Below are 14,842 nucleotides of genomic sequence, written 5' to 3'. Positions count from 1 at the left end.
TAGACAGGAAGTGACAGTATGGAAAATGTTTTAAAGAATGATTGGGAGCCACTATTGGCACCAGAATTCGAGAAAGAGTATTATCTTACTCTATCCAGTTTTTTGACAGAAGAATACAGCACGCATGTTGTTTATCCGAAGGTAGAAGATATTTTTAACGCTCTTCAGTATACAAGTTATGAAAATACAAAGGTTGTCATTTTAGGGCAAGATCCATATCATGGACCGAATCAAGCGCATGGTTTAAGCTTTTCTGTGCAACCTGGTGTTAAAACACCACCGTCATTGTTAAATATGTATAAAGAACTTCGAGATGAATATGGTTATGAAATCCCGAATAACGGTTATTTAGTAAAATGGGCGGAACAAGGAGTATTATTACTAAATACCGTATTAACAGTTCGTCAAGGCGAAGCAAATTCTCATAAGGGAAAAGGATGGGAGCACTTCACAGATCGTGTAATTGAACTGTTGAACGAACGTGAAAAGCCAGTTATTTTCATATTGTGGGGGCGCCATGCGCAGGCGAAGAAGAAATTAATTACGAATCCGAATCATCATATTATCGAATCTGTACATCCAAGCCCATTATCGGCAAGACGTGGTTTCTTTGGTAGTAAGCCATATTCTAAAATAAATACGATTTTAGCTAATATGGGCGAAAGAGAAATTGATTGGGAAATTCCAAATTTATAAATAGAAAAGGTAGTTAACAGTTGTTAACTACCTTTTTATTATCATTATTGCTCGTTCTTTAATTTTGCATCTAGTACAAAAGTACCAAATGGGATAACTGATGAAACGAATGCTCCAAGTGCCCATAAAATTGATTTACGGTGTACGATTGTTACTTGAATTACTGCAAAGATGAATAGAATAAACAGAACACCATGAGCCATGCCTGTAATTTTAACAGCTGTTGCAAATCCTGCGAAATATTTCAATGGCATTGCTACAAATAATAGTAATAGGAAAGAAATACCCTCAACTAGTCCAATTGCTCTTAATCGTCCGATTGGTGTAGATAACATAAAGTAGCCTCCTTTAACGTATGCTTGTATATAGTAAATTTGTATTCTTTTTCAAAATAAAATAGTCTATTTTGTTTCATTATATACAAAAAGAAAGTTTACACTACGAGAATAGTGCAAAGTTCAAAATATAGTCACAAAAGCATGAGAATTTAAATAAAAACCTATTTGAAGTATTTGACTTCAAATAGGTTTTGTGAATGAAAATATTAAACAAGTACATCCGTTTTTAAAACGAATTTCTCTACAACTTTTGCAACACCATCGTTCATATTTGTATCTGTTACGTAGTTCGCAATTTCTTTAATATCATCAGGCGCATTGCCCATTGCAACGCCAAGACCAGCAAATTCAATCATTGCTTGGTCGTTATAGCTATCGCCCATTGCGATAACTTCTTCACGCTTAATGCCAAGCTTTTGAATCAGTTTGTTTAAGCTCGTTCCTTTTGTAACACCGGCTTCAGTAAATTCTAAGAAGAATGGTTTCGAACGCATCACGCTTAATTGGCCTTCTAGTTGTTGTTGAAGTTTCTTTTCAACTTCAACAAGGCGTTCAGCTTCTTTATTCATTAATACTTTTACTACAGGCTCTTTAACTGCGGCTTTAAAGTCATCTACTACAACAATTGGCATACCAGTAATATCGCCCTCAATTTCAGTATAAGGATTATTTTCTTCCGTTACGATATCATCGCCCATATAAGTATGAATCCATACATCTTCAGTTTTACTAATTTCAAATAGGTTGTGAACGATTTCAGGAGATAGTGTACTACTAAAGATTTCTTCGTTTGTTTTACAGTTAATAATTTTTGCGCCATTAAAAGATAGAATGAAACTGCCGTATTCTTCTAAGCGAAGTTCTTTGGCTACATTGCGCATACCAAACGTTGGACGTCCAGAAGCAAGTACAACCTTTACCCCTTGCTCTTGTGCAGTCATTAACGCTTCTTTCGTACGAGGTGAAATAGTATGGTCATCACGTAATAAAGTATCATCTAAATCTAAAACAATCATTTTATAAGTCATATAGAAAATTCCTTTCTTTAATTGAAATCAAAATACATGTTCATGAAGATGTTGAGGAATAATAGTAAGACATCAAACCTCTTTGAAAAGAAGTAGATAAATTATTATGAGTTGTTGCTCATAATATTGGTTAATAATCATTGGGGAAGAATAAAACCCCAATGATTAAAGTTTGATTTTATCGTAACAACTCTAAAGGTAGAGTGCAATAATGGAAGTTTTCCAATTTACGATATTTGTTTTGCAGCGGAACGAGAAAATAGTATTTCTAGCAAGATTGCCATTACAGATCCAAGAACGAGACCATTACTTAAAAACGATGCTAGAAATGGTGGAAGTGTGGAATATGCTCCTGCTGGAACAAACATAACTCCGACTCCTGTAAAGATTGAAAGACCGGCTACTTTAAATAATCGTTCTTTATCCTGGACAGTTTCGTATTCTCGAAAGGCGAGACCAATCATGCTTGCGAATACAGGATAAATAGCGGCATAACCAACTGCAACAGGGATTGCTGCAAAGAATGAAGTAATCTTTGGAAATATACTAACGACAATAATAAAGCTTGACCCTAATATAAACGGGAGACGTTTATAAATATTAGTCGTTGCAATAAAACCTGCTGATCCAGAAATAGCGACAGGCCCAATAGCTGAAAATAGGCCGCCTAGCAATTGGTTGATTCCTGTTATAATGCCAGCTTGTTTAAAACGATCTGATGCAGCGTTTTCTTCATATTTAGAGACAACCTTTTGTACAACGCGAATACTTGCTAACATATTTGTTAGAAGTAAGAGTGTAACGAAAATGACCGTAATTACCATGTTCCATTCAACACGAGGCATTCCGAAAACAAATAAGGATGGAAAACGGATTATGTCTGTCACTGGTGTTATTGGATTAGATAATCCGAAACATGCGAATAATATCCAGCCGCATACGATACTGAAAAGAACGGAATATTGTCCAATAATAGGTAGCTTCATGATGAAAAAGGATAGTAAAATAACAATGAGTGAAAGAATAAATACGTTAGGTTGTACTTCTGTATGTTTTCCATCAAGGCCAAACATTCCCTTTAAGAAGGAGCCACTAAGCTGCGCGACAAGAAGAAATAAATACGTTCCAATGACTGTCGGTGTAAAATAGCGAACGAGTTTATCAATAAGTCCAAAAACGCTAAGAATAATACAAATAATACCGCTTAATAAGAAAGCATATTGAAGAACTTTAAGTGTCTCATTGCTTGATCCAAATAATACGACGCCTAAACTCGCATAAAGGGAGAAAATTCCCCACCAAAGGCCAGCAGGACCTTCTTGAATAGGAAGTTTATGCCCAAATATAGCTTGCAAGAGACCAGCAAAGCCTAGAACAAATAATGTTCTTTGTACGAATGCAATGGCTTCAGCGCCATCAAGACCATAACTAGTTGCGACACTAATTGGTACAATAAGGCTTCCAGCTAAAATAAATAGTGCCCATTGTAAGGCGGAAAGAAATGTCTTCATTATATCAACCTCTTTCATAGATTCCGTATCTAGTATATACGTATTTTATTTCCACTGGCAAAGATTGTAGATAGAGAAAAGAGTTGAAACACGGTATGAATGCACGTAAGCAATTATGGATAGCAGTTATATGTATGACTTTTGTTGTAATTCTAGGAACGATAGGATTTATGACGATTGAAGAGATTAGTTTGTTTCAAGCATTTTGGATGACAATGATTACTGTATTGACTGTTGGATACGGAGATGCTGTTCCTGTAACGCAAGCGGGGAAAGTATTTGCGCTTCTTATTATTCCTGTTGGCGTAGGTATTGTTACGTATGCAATTGGGGTAGTGGCAGCTATGATTATTGAAGGGAATTTATTTCATGCAGTACGGAGGAAGAAGATGGATAAACAAATAGCGCAGTTGAAAAATCATATTATAGTATGTGGTTGCGGTAGAGTGGGGCTTCAAGTTGTACATGAATTGCAAGAAAAGAATATTCCATTTGTCGTTGTTGATAAAGATGAAAGTATATTGGAGCAGGAAAAGCTTTTATTTGTACATGGAGATGCAACGGAAGATCAAGTATTACATAATGCCGGAATTTTAAAAGCAGCTGGTTTAGTTGCTATTGTTGCAAATGATGCCGAAAATGTATTTATTACATTAACAGCAAGAGGGTTAAACGATACGATTAAAATTGTGGCGAGATCTGAAAAGCCAGAAACTGAAGAGAAATTAAGGCGCGCCGGTGCAAATAAGGTTATTAATCCATCTAGTATGGCAGGTATTCATATCGCAAAAGGTATTGCAAATCCATTAACCGTTCATTATATTGATACAGTGTTGTATGGAATAGAACAGTCATTTGTCATTGAAGAAATTCTAGTTGGAAAAGATTCAATATTAGTTGGTAAATCGTTACTAGAGAGTAATGTAAGGAATCAGTTTGATGTAACAATATTAGCGATTTCAAGAAATGGGGATATTATACATAATCCAGCAGGGCAGGAAAAATTGAAAGAACGTGATATGATAATAGTATTTGGTTCAGTAGAGAAATTGGGGCAATTCGAGAAAGAATTACAAAGTACGAGGTGAGAAGGAATGCAAATATCTAGCGACAAGATTTTAAATAAAATGGCGAATGAAATTGCGAAGGCAAAAAGTAGTGAAGGACAAAAGTCAAAAGAACATTTATTAGTTGTGCGTGCTTTATGTGACTTATTATTAGATGAACAAGTTGAAACATCTACATATAGAGAACCGCAAATTCCATCGCAAGTAATTGGATCACAACCAGTAACAACTATGCAACCAATTGCACCTGTTTCTGGGGAGCCGGTATATATAAAAGAAAGTGATGCAAACGGTAATTCTTTATTTGATTTTTAGAAGATAAATCGTTTGGCTTATATGCAAAAATTGCTTATGATAAAGGTAAAAAAGGGGAATTAAGATGAAAATTTTCTTTTTACTAGGTTGTATTGCAGCGGGGCTATCTGTTGCATTAGGGGCCTTTGGAGCACACGGTTTAGAAAATAAAATTTCTGCAAAAATGTTAGAAGTGTGGAAAACAGGCGTTACATATCAAATGTTTCATGCAGGTGGACTATTCGTAGTTGCTTTATTGATGGATAAGGTTCAATCATCACTTTTAACTACTGCTGGTTGGCTAATGGTAGCTGGAATTATTATGTTCTCAGGTAGTTTGTATGCATTAAGTACGACAGGTATTAAGTTCTTTGGTCCAATTACACCTCTTGGTGGTGTAGCGTTTATTGTGGCGTGGATCCTAGTAGGGACTGCAGTTGTAAAAGGATTATAAAAAAACAAAAGCTGGCATTTGCCAGCTTTTTTTATGGTCTTGGAGTATAAGTTGCTTGTTGACTAGGTAAATACGTAATTTCTTCTGGAAATTCTACGTAATCTAAGTAGATCATTAGTAGTAAATAGCGTTTTCCTGATTGCGGTTCACTAATAACGATATGGTCACGGCCAGCTGCTTCAATAATACCTGTATAAGATTGTGTGCCAAGGGAACTGCCACGTTCATAGGTCATTACAACCGTAGCTTGCTTACCTTTGTTTAAACGAAGGATATTTTCAATATAGGATTGCTCTAGAGGTAACATGCCTTGAGAAATTGCATATTGAGCTTGCGCAGCTTGAGCTGTTTGTTGTTGCATCGCTTGCTGCTGTTGTTGAGTCATTTGTTGCGGTTGTACATAAGTTCCAGATGGTTGATAAAAACCTGTTCCATAGTATGGATTTTGTTGCTGTGCCATTCAAAAATCCCTCCTCATTTTTATTCCTTAATATACGCTAGGGCAGTCTCCAGCAGATGGCTGGAAGAAGCAGTGCTTTTTAAAGCGACCAGAGTTTTGTTGGTTATACCAAGTTGGTGGACAAGGACCTTCAGGTCTAAAGAACCATAAGGCAAAGTTGGCAGGCCAAAAACGTTGCCCTTGAATGGTCCGTCTCGCTAGGGCAATATCTTGTTCGCGTGCCCGTTGATAAAAATATCCTTTTTGCGTTGCTTCAAAACCGCCGGGGTTTTGATAAACCATTTGACGTAAATTACGAATGCTTTTAAAGTCTAAACAATTTCCGCGGACACGATTTACCCCAACGTTTCCGACCATTAACATTCCTTGTTGCCCTTCTCCTTCGGCTTCAGCACGCATCAGTCTAGCCAACAACTTTACATCTTCTTCGTTATAAGCAATAACGCCCATTATGTGTCACCTCTCTTTTTGTAATACCTTTTGGAAAGAGGTTTATCCCGCATTAACGGGCAGTAAGACTCCTGCCCTAAAATTTGGTTGAAGTAAAGAAATTAGATGGGAGATCAAACTGCCCGTAAACGCCCGATTGGTTCAACTAATAATCAGCGGGGGATTCCCCCACTGATTAAAGTTTTACTTTATCTCTAGATGAAGTGTGTAACAATTACTAGTTCATACGTATGAGGAAAAGGACTCAGATATGACAACCAAACAAAGTTTTACATTGAGAGTGGAAAATAAAAAAAGCTAGCGTGAGCCAGCTTTTTTATTAAAAAACTTTAGACCATAAGTTTGAGAAGAAATCACCAATAGAGCGCATTGTTAACACAAACCAATTTGCTTTTTCAACTTCCTCTGTCGTTTTTGCAGTAACTTTCATACTTTTACTACCGTCTAAGAAACCATATTTATCAGTTGATTCTAAAGTAATTGAGCCTACTTTGGTATCTTTCTTAATAGGAGCAACTAAATGTCCATCTTCAGAAAGAGATTTATCTAATTCAGTTCCAATTTTATAAGGCTCTTTGCTACCTTTTTTCGCAATTACTGTTATTTCTTTTTCGGGTGCAACAGTTACTTGGTCTTCTTTCCCTTTTACTACAGAGATTGTATTGTTTTTATTAACTTTTAGTTTTTGTTTTTCAAAGTTATTAAATCCATATTCGATTAATTCACGAGATTCCGTGAAACGTTCATCCATTGATTTTGTTTTAATAATAACCGAGATAAGACGTACATCACCACGTTTAGCAGTAATGGTAAATCCGTATCCAGCTGTATCAGAACTTCCGGTTTTTAAACCATCAGTACCTTCATAAGCGAAAGCAGCTCCTGGTAACATCCAATTCCAGTTTTCCATACGAATTGGTTTTGGGTGATTGTCTGGGAAGTTTCTAAATCTTTGTTTTGTATCCTCTAGCATTTCTGGATACTTTGTAATCATTGCTTTTGAAAGCATACCCATATCACGAGCTGACATAGAGTTTTCTGCATTTGGATCAGTACCCTCAGGATGTTTTCCTTTTAAGTCAGCGTTATTTAAGCCAGTAGCGTTTACAAATTTATATTTCTTTAATCCTAGCTTTTTAGCATGTTCATTTGCAAGATTTAAGAAGTTTTTCTCACTTCCTGCAAGAAGTTCTGCTAAAGCAATACTAGATCCATTTGCAGAGAATATAACAATAGAATGATATAATTCTTTTACAGTATATTGACGTCCTTTTTCGAACGGTACATTAGAGAATTCATTATTACGAGAGACTTCATAAGCGTAATCAGAAATATTTACTTTCGTATCCCATGTGATTTTTCCTTCTTTAATTGCTTCTAAAACAGCGTAAACAACAATTAATTTTGACATACTAGCAATAGCTAGCAATTCATCTGGATTTTGCTCGTGAAGTATTTTTCCTGTATCTGCATCAAATAAAAGTGCAGCAGCCGCCTCAATATGTATTTTTTCTTCCGCATGGGATGTTGTTACTCCTAAGAAAGAAATTGACAATACAAGCAATAGTAAAATAGACAAGATTTTTTTCATATAGATTATCACCTTCGCATCGTTATTTAGCATATAGCTCGTATCATTTTAGCATATCTTTACATATAAAAAGGTTACAATTTTACAAGAAATTTGAAAAAATGTTGGTTTTTCTTCAAAAGTGCAGAAAAAAGGAGATTTTTGAGGATAAATATAGAGAAGAATAAAAAAAGGAACGAATTTCGTTCCTTTTCACCATTTATATGTGTAAAAATTTCTCTACTTTTTCGTCTGGTAAAATGTTTCCAACGAAGAATGTTCCAAATTCACCATAACGAGCACTTACTTCATCGAAGCGCATTTCGTATATAAGTTTCTTAAATTGAAGAACATCGTCAGCGAATAATGTTACGCCCCATTCGAAATCGTCGAATCCAACAGATCCTGAAATCACTTGGCGTACTTTACCTGCGTATTGACGACCAATTTTACTATGGCTGTACATCATTTTTTTACGTTCTTCCATAGGAAGCATGTACCAGTTGTCATCACCTTGGCGACGCTTATCCATTGGATAGAAGCAAATATGATTTGCTTTCGGTAATTCAGGATATAAACGAGCTAAAATTTGCGGGTTTTGGTATGGATCCTCATCAGCTGGAAGGTAGTTGCTTAATTCAACAACAGATACGTAAGAATATGCAGGAACCATATATTCAGCTAAAGTTGTTTTATTCAATTCTGTCTCAATTTCATTTAACTCTTCCATTGTTGGACGTAAAATCATAAGCATAATATCAGCTTTTTGGCCAACAACTGTATACATTGCGTGACTACCTTTTTTCGCAGTAGCTACTTCGTTCCATTTTTCAACGACATTTAAAAATTCAGACACTGCTTGTCCGCGTTCGTCGCTAGATAATGTTTTCCATGCAGCCCAATCAATAGAACGTAAATCATGTAAACAATACCAGCCATCTAACGTTGTTGTTGCTTCACTCATTCTATTCACCTCAGTTAATGATAGTTTTACACGTTAACTATAGCATATATAGTTTTAAAATCATCTATATAAAACCTTGGCGCATAAAATTGTCACATTTAAGTGTTTAAGCAAGGTGAATTTAACGGCTGAATTTTATGAAAATATAATCATTTTTATTTTATCTATTTTTTGGGAGCTATAAGTTTAAAATATAGAAGAAAAGCAGTATTCTTAAAGATAGAGTTTTTTTAACATATGTAGGAGGGTTTATTCGTGAGCAACTTATTTACAACAGTAAAAGAAAAAGTTCAAGGAAAAGGCATTTCTATCGTACTTCCTGAAGGAACTGATGAAAGAATTTTAGGCGCTGCAGAGCGTTTAGCAAAAGAAGAGTTAGTAAAACCAATCTTAGTTGGTAATAAGGAAGAAATTAGCGCAAAAGCTGCTAGCATGAATTTAACATTAGCAGGCGTTGATATTTACGACCCAGCTACATACGAAGAAATGGATGCAATGGTAGCATCTTTCGTTGAACGCCGTAAAGGTAAAGCAACTGAAGAAGACGCTCGCAAAATCCTTAAAGACGAAAACTACTTCGGTACAATGCTTGTATACATGGGCAAAGCACACGGTTTAGTAAGTGGTGCAGCTCACTCTACAGCTGATACAGTTCGTCCAGCACTTCAAATTATTAAAACAAAACCAGGCGTTACAAAAACTTCTGGCGTATTCATCATGGTACGTGAAGAGGAGAAATATGTATTCGCTGATTGCGCAATTAACATTGCACCAAACAGCCAAGATTTAGCTGAAATCGGTATCGAAAGTGCGAAAACTGCTGAGTTATTCGGCATTGATCCACGCGTTGCTATGTTAAGCTTCTCTACAAAAGGTTCTGCGAAATCTCCAGAAACAGAAAAAGTTGTAGAAGCAACTCGCATTGCAAAAGAAATGGCTCCTGAGTTAACTTTAGATGGAGAATTCCAATTCGATGCTGCATTCGTACCATCTGTAGCTGAGAAAAAAGCTCCAGGTTCTACAATTAAAGGTGATGCTAACGTATTCGTATTCCCAAGCTTAGAAGCTGGTAATATTGGCTACAAAATCGCTCAACGTTTAGGTAACTTCGAAGCAGTAGGACCAATCTTACAAGGCTTAAACATGCCTGTAAATGATCTGTCTCGTGGATGTAACGAAGAAGAAGTGTACAAGTTAGCTTTAATTACAGCAGCTCAAGCACTTTAATTCTATAATGAATTGAAATAAAGACCGTCGCTATAATAGCGACGGTCTTTATTTTTCTAAGCCAAGTGCTTTATTATTACGATCAATAATACGTTGTAAATTCGTCTCATATAAAGGAATCTCATCTATTGTTAATTGAGATGGTGTTAACTTTGGAGCGAATTGCTGCAATGTTTTTAAAAGACGCATCATTAAATCTTGTACTGTAATGGTTTCGCCAAGTAATTCTGAGAGTGAGGCCATCGTACTTGGTACAATTTCAGGGTACGTAAAGCGTGTTTCTTCCCCTTGAATTGCTAGGTTGTAGAAATCACGAACGAGTGCGGCACGCTCAGAGCCACTTCCGGTAGCACAGAGATAAATTTGGACAGCGACACCGCCGCGAATACGACGTTGTGAAATACCAGCGAATTTTTGATCGCGAATACTTAAGTCATAACTACCAGGACAGTAAGAGCCAACAATTTCTTTTGCCTCGATAGTAACGTTGTAATCCTTTAACATCTCCTTAATTAAATGCCACATCGTATCGTATCCAAGATCAATATCGATACCTTTTTCTGTTTCTTGGAATAAAAGTGATACGTTTAAAACACCTTCATCAAGCACGACTGCAAGCCCGCCAGAATTACGAACAATAACATTGAAGTTGTGTTGTTTTAAAAAAGAAATACCTTCTTCTAAATGCGGAAGGCGTGAATCTTGAATGCCAAGGACAATTGTATTGTGATGAACCCAAGAACGCATTGTTGCGGCTGACTTGCCATTTCCAATGCTTGTGCATAATGTGTCATCCATTGCGAATGACTGAAGTGCATGGAATGTTGGTCCCAAACTAGACTGATCTACAATGCGCCACTCTGGCTGAGATAAAATGGAACGGGAATTGCTCATATAACTAACCCCTTATCTTTAAAATGACAATCTCTATTATAGCAAAAAATGAAGAATGGAGTTTTCTCACATATAAAGGGGGAGCTTAAAGGTGAAATAATAAAAAGGATGCATTACATGCATCCTTTTTATTCTGCAATTTTTTCTAAATTACCGTTTCGGTCCATTCGGAAAGATGTTTGAGAACGTTCTTCGTCATCCATGACTGCCAATTTACGAGCACGGTTCATAATGTTCATAAGTGTTTCGTAATCTTCTTGTACAGTATGAGATTGCTTTTCTAATTTTTCTAGTTTCTTTTCTAGTTCCTCATTCCGAAGGATTTGTGCTTTAATTTCTTGTTTCAATCTCGTATTCTCGTTTTCAAGAGCTGTCACTTTTATATTTGAAGATCCGACTGTTTGTAAAAAATAAATAACATCTTGCATTGTCATAGAGCTTCTTGCAGCAGGAGCAGTAGATTCTTGATATGGAATAGCTTCTTTATATTGTACGATTGATTCTTCTTGTACTAATTCTTCATAATCAGTTATCGAATCTGAAGCTGGTGGTGTATAAAGTAAACGTTTTTTCGCTTGTTCACCGCTTGCAGCACGCATTTTATCTTTACGATGTTTTTTTGCTAGTTGAAGAGCTTGTTCATAGCTATAGCGAACAACAGCATTCCAGCGGAAACCACAAGCAGCAGATGTACGATTTAACTGATCCCCTACTTCCTCAAATGCATTTAATTGCGTACTTCCTTCTCTAACATGACGAAGTACCGTTTCAGCAAGTAATAAATCATCCTCATCTGTCCAAGCATCTTGTCTTACTTTCATAGATTCAACTCCCTTTCTTTTTATGAACTTCCTATTTTTATAATGGGCAAAAAAATAAACTTTTATACAAAGCTTTTAAAAATATGGTAGATTTCGATGAAAGGTAAAAATTTTCCCATGAATGGTGAGCGCTTCTGTAGGAGAGCATATAAATATGTATCATTATGTAGAGAATAGGCTTTGTAGGGAAACTTGCAACGAGCTTCAAAGAGCGGTAAAATACCATTTAGTGTTTATTTTTAAATGTACTTGAGAAAAGTTTAAAATAGAGGAAGTGTTATGTAATGGGAAACGAGTTTCGCGTGTGCGATGACTGTCAGGCAACGAACATTAAAACGTTAGTTCCGAAGTTAAAAAAAGTAGATTCATGTGCAACGATTGAAGTTGGATGTCAGTCTTACTGTGGTCCTGGTCGTAAAAAATCATTCGCATTTGTAAATAACCGTCCAGTTGCGGCTCCAACAGAAGATGAGTTAATCGTGAAAATTGAAGCAAAGTTAAATAAGTAAGAAAAAGAAGAGTGAAAAGATTACTCTTCTTTTTTTATGCCCATAAGAGGAATGATTTATTCTGCGAAAGTACTCTTGTGTGGACGAACATTTTCTAAAGGATGAACATAACTTTTGTATTAAAATACCAATTTGTATAAATTTATATTTCAAAATAATGGTTGACAGTCTTTTAAAGCGATAGGTAGAATAGAAGTGTCTGATTCTGAGAATCATTATCAGGGAAATAACAATTCACCTAATTTTTTTATTACTATTTGAGAATAAATTTCATTTCAATAAATATATGTTGTTGGTTAGGATGGTTGAGGGATGGAAGCGAGCGCAAGCAGTATAGAACAGCAAGAAGAGAATGTTAAAGAGATTAAGAGCAGACCGCTCATCGCTTCTATTATTTTAGTAGCGGGTACAATTTTGTTAGCTTTAAGCATGGCAGTTTCTATTTCTTTTGGGGCTGCAGATATTAGTTTAAAGACTGTATGGCAAGCTGTATTTCAGTTTGATGGATCTATTACACATCATAACGTAATTCAAGAGCTTCGCATGCCTAGAGCAATAGGGGGCGTAGTTGCAGGTGCCTTTTTAGCGGTATCAGGAGCAATTATGCAAGGTATGACGCGAAATCCACTTGCTTCACCATCGTTAATGGGGATTACAGATGGAGCTGTATTTGGAATTGCAATTATGTATGCATTTTTCCCTAATTCACCTTATTTAATGTTTGTTATCGCATCTTTTATTGGAGCTGCGTTTGGTGCAAGCATTGTATATGGAATTGGATCTTCTTCACCAGGTGGATTAACACCTGTGAAATTAGCTTTAGCAGGTGCAGCTATTAGTGCTTTATTAGGGGCAATTTCATCTGGAATCGCATTGTATTTCAATCTTGCCCAAGAGGTGAGTATGTGGAATGCAGGCGGAGTCGCTGGAGTGAAATGGCAAAGTATTAATATGTTAGTGCCAATTGGCCTTATTTGTCTTTTTATCGCAATTATGATGTCGAGATATATTACAATTTTGAGCTTCGGTGAAGAAATTGCGATTGGACTTGGTCAAAATACGACATTGATTAAATTTATCGGAACAGTACTTGTTCTTGTTTTAACGGGTTCCGCAGTTTCCATGGCAGGATCAGTTGGATTTGTTGGTCTTGTAATTCCGCATATGACTCGTTTCCTCGTAGGCTCGGACTATAGATGGGTTATTCCATGTTCTGCGGTCTTAGGTGGGCTGTTAATTGAATGTGCAGATATGTTATCTCGCGTTATTAACCCGCCATTTGAAACGCCAATTGGAGCAATTACAGCGCTAATTGGGGTTCCATTCTTCCTCTACTTAGCACGTAATGAAGGGAGAGGAAAGATGTGAGGACGAGTGTCTTAACAAAAAAGAACATTTCTATATTAACGATTTTAGTAGGACTAATCGTTTCTATATTTCTTATTAGTTTAAATACAGGAACTTTTAAAATCCCGCCAATGGACGTATTAAAGTCATTGGTTGGACTAGGGGCTGAAGATCAGTCTGTTATTTTATTTGAATTCCGTATGCCGCGTATGGTAATTGCTATACTAGTCGGATCTGCTTTAGCTATGTCAGGCGCGATTTTGCAAGGTTTATCACGAAATCCGCTTGCTGATCCAGGTATTATAGGTATTAATGCTGGAGCGGGATTAACAGTTGTTATATTCGTCTACTTCTTCTTCGGGAAAGTAGGGACTGGTACATTTTTATCTGTATTCATTCTCCCATTCTTCGCACTAGTTGGAGCGATATTAGCAGCGGTAATTATTTATTTACTAGCATGGAAAGACGGCGTTTCATCGACTCGATTAATACTAGTCGGTATTGCCGTTGCAGCTGGATTTGGAGCTGTTAGTTTAATTTTCTCTATGAAGATGACATCTAACGATTTTCGTTTTGCTACGATTTGGCTGGCGGGAAGTCTATGGGGTACAGATTGGAAATTCGTATTAAGTGTACTTCCATGGATGGTTATTTTCTTACCGCTTGCTATAAGTAAAGCACACATATTAAATGTAATGAACCTAGGCGATTCTACAGCAGTTGGCCTTGGTGTAAACGTAGAAAAAGAAAGACGTAAATTATTATTTATTGCAGTTTGTTTAGCAGGGGCATCTGTTGCTGTTGCCGGCGGAATTGGCTTTATCGGTTTAATGGCCCCGCATTTAGCAAGGCGCCTTGTTGGTGGTAAACATCAAATTATGTTGCCCACAGCTGCGCTAATAGGAACGTTTTTACTTTTATTCGCAGACGTAATTTCAAGAAGTGTACTAACAACTTCAGAAATACCAGTCGGTCTTGTTATTTCTGTAATTGGTGCACCGTATTTTATTTATTTACTTATGAGGACAAAATAAAGGGAGGCTTTTCGTATGGCAACTTTAGCGGTGGATGCGGTATCGGTTGGCTATAATGAAGGTTTAATTATTGATGGATTAACAGTTGAAATTCCGGAAGGGAAAATTACAACAATTATTGGACCAAATGGTTGTGGGAAGTCCACATTATTAAAAACGGCGTCTCGTATTTTGAAGG

General features: G+C 36.5%; 18 protein-coding genes. 9 read left to right on the top strand and 9 right to left on the bottom strand.

The window, feature by feature from the left end:
• The first annotated feature begins 18 nt into the window (after window positions 1-18).
• Window positions 19-696, top strand: a complete 678-nt coding sequence (locus tag MR107_RS17610; protein ID WP_000432519.1) for a uracil-DNA glycosylase — start codon at window positions 19-21, stop codon at window positions 694-696.
• 44 nt (window positions 697-740) lie between these two features.
• On the opposite strand, the gene MR107_RS17605 is transcribed toward MR107_RS17610, so the two are convergent.
• From MR107_RS17605 to MR107_RS17595, 3 genes are all read right to left on the bottom strand, one after another.
• A complete protein-coding gene (locus MR107_RS17605) occupies window positions 741-1,031 on the bottom strand; it encodes a DUF3817 domain-containing protein (RefSeq protein ID WP_000953395.1) in 291 nt (96 codons plus the stop codon).
• Between the two features lie 209 nt (window positions 1,032-1,240).
• Window positions 1,241-2,062, bottom strand: coding sequence for a Cof-type HAD-IIB family hydrolase (locus MR107_RS17600; RefSeq protein WP_000221387.1), 822 nt, complete (start codon window positions 2,060-2,062; stop codon window positions 1,241-1,243).
• Window positions 2,063-2,289: 227 nt separating this feature from the next.
• Window positions 2,290-3,573, bottom strand: coding sequence for a purine/pyrimidine permease (locus tag MR107_RS17595; protein WP_000847034.1), 1,284 nt, complete (start codon window positions 3,571-3,573; stop codon window positions 2,290-2,292).
• 95 nt (window positions 3,574-3,668) lie between these two features.
• On the opposite strand from MR107_RS17595, the gene MR107_RS17590 reads away from it, so the two are divergent.
• The 3 genes from MR107_RS17590 to MR107_RS17580 all read left to right on the top strand — a co-directional run bounded on the left by MR107_RS17590 (window position 3,669) and on the right by MR107_RS17580 (window position 5,388).
• Window positions 3,669-4,661 carry a potassium channel family protein gene (locus MR107_RS17590; protein ID WP_000993980.1) on the top strand — a complete coding sequence of 331 codons (993 nt, stop codon included), beginning with the start codon at window positions 3,669-3,671 and terminating at the stop codon, window positions 4,659-4,661.
• Window positions 4,662-4,667: 6 nt separating this feature from the next.
• A complete protein-coding gene (locus MR107_RS17585) occupies window positions 4,668-4,955 on the top strand; it encodes a YwdI family protein (protein ID WP_001167352.1) in 288 nt (95 codons plus the stop codon).
• A gap of 64 nt (window positions 4,956-5,019) precedes the next feature.
• Entirely contained in the window at window positions 5,020-5,388 is a 369-nt protein-coding gene (locus MR107_RS17580) for a DUF423 domain-containing protein (protein ID WP_000688315.1), read from the top strand.
• A gap of 31 nt (window positions 5,389-5,419) precedes the next feature.
• On the opposite strand, the gene gerQ is transcribed toward MR107_RS17580, so the two are convergent.
• From gerQ to hemQ, 4 genes are all read right to left on the bottom strand, one after another.
• Entirely contained in the window at window positions 5,420-5,848 is a 429-nt protein-coding gene (gene gerQ, locus MR107_RS17575; RefSeq protein ID WP_000068652.1) for a spore coat protein GerQ, read from the bottom strand.
• Between the two features lie 27 nt (window positions 5,849-5,875).
• Window positions 5,876-6,298 carry a cell wall hydrolase CwlJ gene (gene cwlJ / locus MR107_RS17570; protein ID WP_000538168.1) on the bottom strand — a complete coding sequence of 141 codons (423 nt, stop codon included), beginning with the start codon at window positions 6,296-6,298 and terminating at the stop codon, window positions 5,876-5,878.
• Between the two features lie 319 nt (window positions 6,299-6,617).
• Window positions 6,618-7,889, bottom strand: coding sequence for a serine hydrolase (locus MR107_RS17565; RefSeq protein ID WP_242292565.1), 1,272 nt, complete (start codon window positions 7,887-7,889; stop codon window positions 6,618-6,620).
• 199 nt (window positions 7,890-8,088) lie between these two features.
• Window positions 8,089-8,832, bottom strand: coding sequence for a hydrogen peroxide-dependent heme synthase (hemQ, locus tag MR107_RS17560; protein ID WP_001287595.1), 744 nt, complete (start codon window positions 8,830-8,832; stop codon window positions 8,089-8,091).
• Between the two features lie 255 nt (window positions 8,833-9,087).
• Here hemQ and pta point away from each other — a divergent pair, with 255 nt between their 5' ends.
• Complete coding sequence (gene pta, locus MR107_RS17555; protein ID WP_000067215.1) at window positions 9,088-10,059, top strand: phosphate acetyltransferase; 972 nt, start codon at window positions 9,088-9,090, stop codon at window positions 10,057-10,059.
• A 48-nt stretch (window positions 10,060-10,107) separates the two neighbouring features.
• On the opposite strand, the gene lipL is transcribed toward pta, so the two are convergent.
• Together lipL and MR107_RS17545 are read right to left on the bottom strand one after the other, a co-directional pair.
• Window positions 10,108-10,953 carry an octanoyl-[GcvH]:protein N-octanoyltransferase gene (lipL, locus tag MR107_RS17550; protein WP_000071944.1) on the bottom strand — a complete coding sequence of 282 codons (846 nt, stop codon included), beginning with the start codon at window positions 10,951-10,953 and terminating at the stop codon, window positions 10,108-10,110.
• A gap of 128 nt (window positions 10,954-11,081) precedes the next feature.
• Complete coding sequence (locus MR107_RS17545; RefSeq protein ID WP_000868358.1) at window positions 11,082-11,774, bottom strand: RsfA family transcriptional regulator; 693 nt, start codon at window positions 11,772-11,774, stop codon at window positions 11,082-11,084.
• Window positions 11,775-12,058: 284 nt separating this feature from the next.
• Between MR107_RS17545 and MR107_RS17540 the strand changes: the two genes are divergently transcribed.
• The 4 genes from MR107_RS17540 to MR107_RS17525 form a co-directional block, all read left to right on the top strand.
• Entirely contained in the window at window positions 12,059-12,283 is a 225-nt protein-coding gene (locus tag MR107_RS17540; RefSeq protein WP_000526071.1) for a YuzB family protein, read from the top strand.
• Between the two features lie 312 nt (window positions 12,284-12,595).
• Window positions 12,596-13,651 carry a FecCD family ABC transporter permease gene (locus MR107_RS17535; RefSeq protein ID WP_000388293.1) on the top strand — a complete coding sequence of 352 codons (1,056 nt, stop codon included), beginning with the start codon at window positions 12,596-12,598 and terminating at the stop codon, window positions 13,649-13,651.
• Complete coding sequence (locus tag MR107_RS17530; RefSeq protein WP_001260757.1) at window positions 13,648-14,664, top strand: FecCD family ABC transporter permease; 1,017 nt, start codon at window positions 13,648-13,650, stop codon at window positions 14,662-14,664. Before MR107_RS17535 ends, MR107_RS17530 begins: the two co-directional genes overlap by 4 nt.
• A 15-nt stretch (window positions 14,665-14,679) precedes the next feature.
• Window positions 14,680-14,842, top strand: a 163-nt coding sequence (locus MR107_RS17525) for an ATP-binding cassette domain-containing protein (RefSeq protein WP_242292567.1), incomplete at its 3' end; no start/stop codon positions are given.

It is taken from the genome of Bacillus cereus group sp. BfR-BA-01441 (assembly GCF_022663075.1).
In the GTDB taxonomy this organism is placed as follows: Bacteria; Bacillota; Bacilli; order Bacillales; family Bacillaceae_G; genus Bacillus_A; species Bacillus_A cereus.
This window is presented reverse-complemented; position numbering and strand designations above follow the sequence as displayed.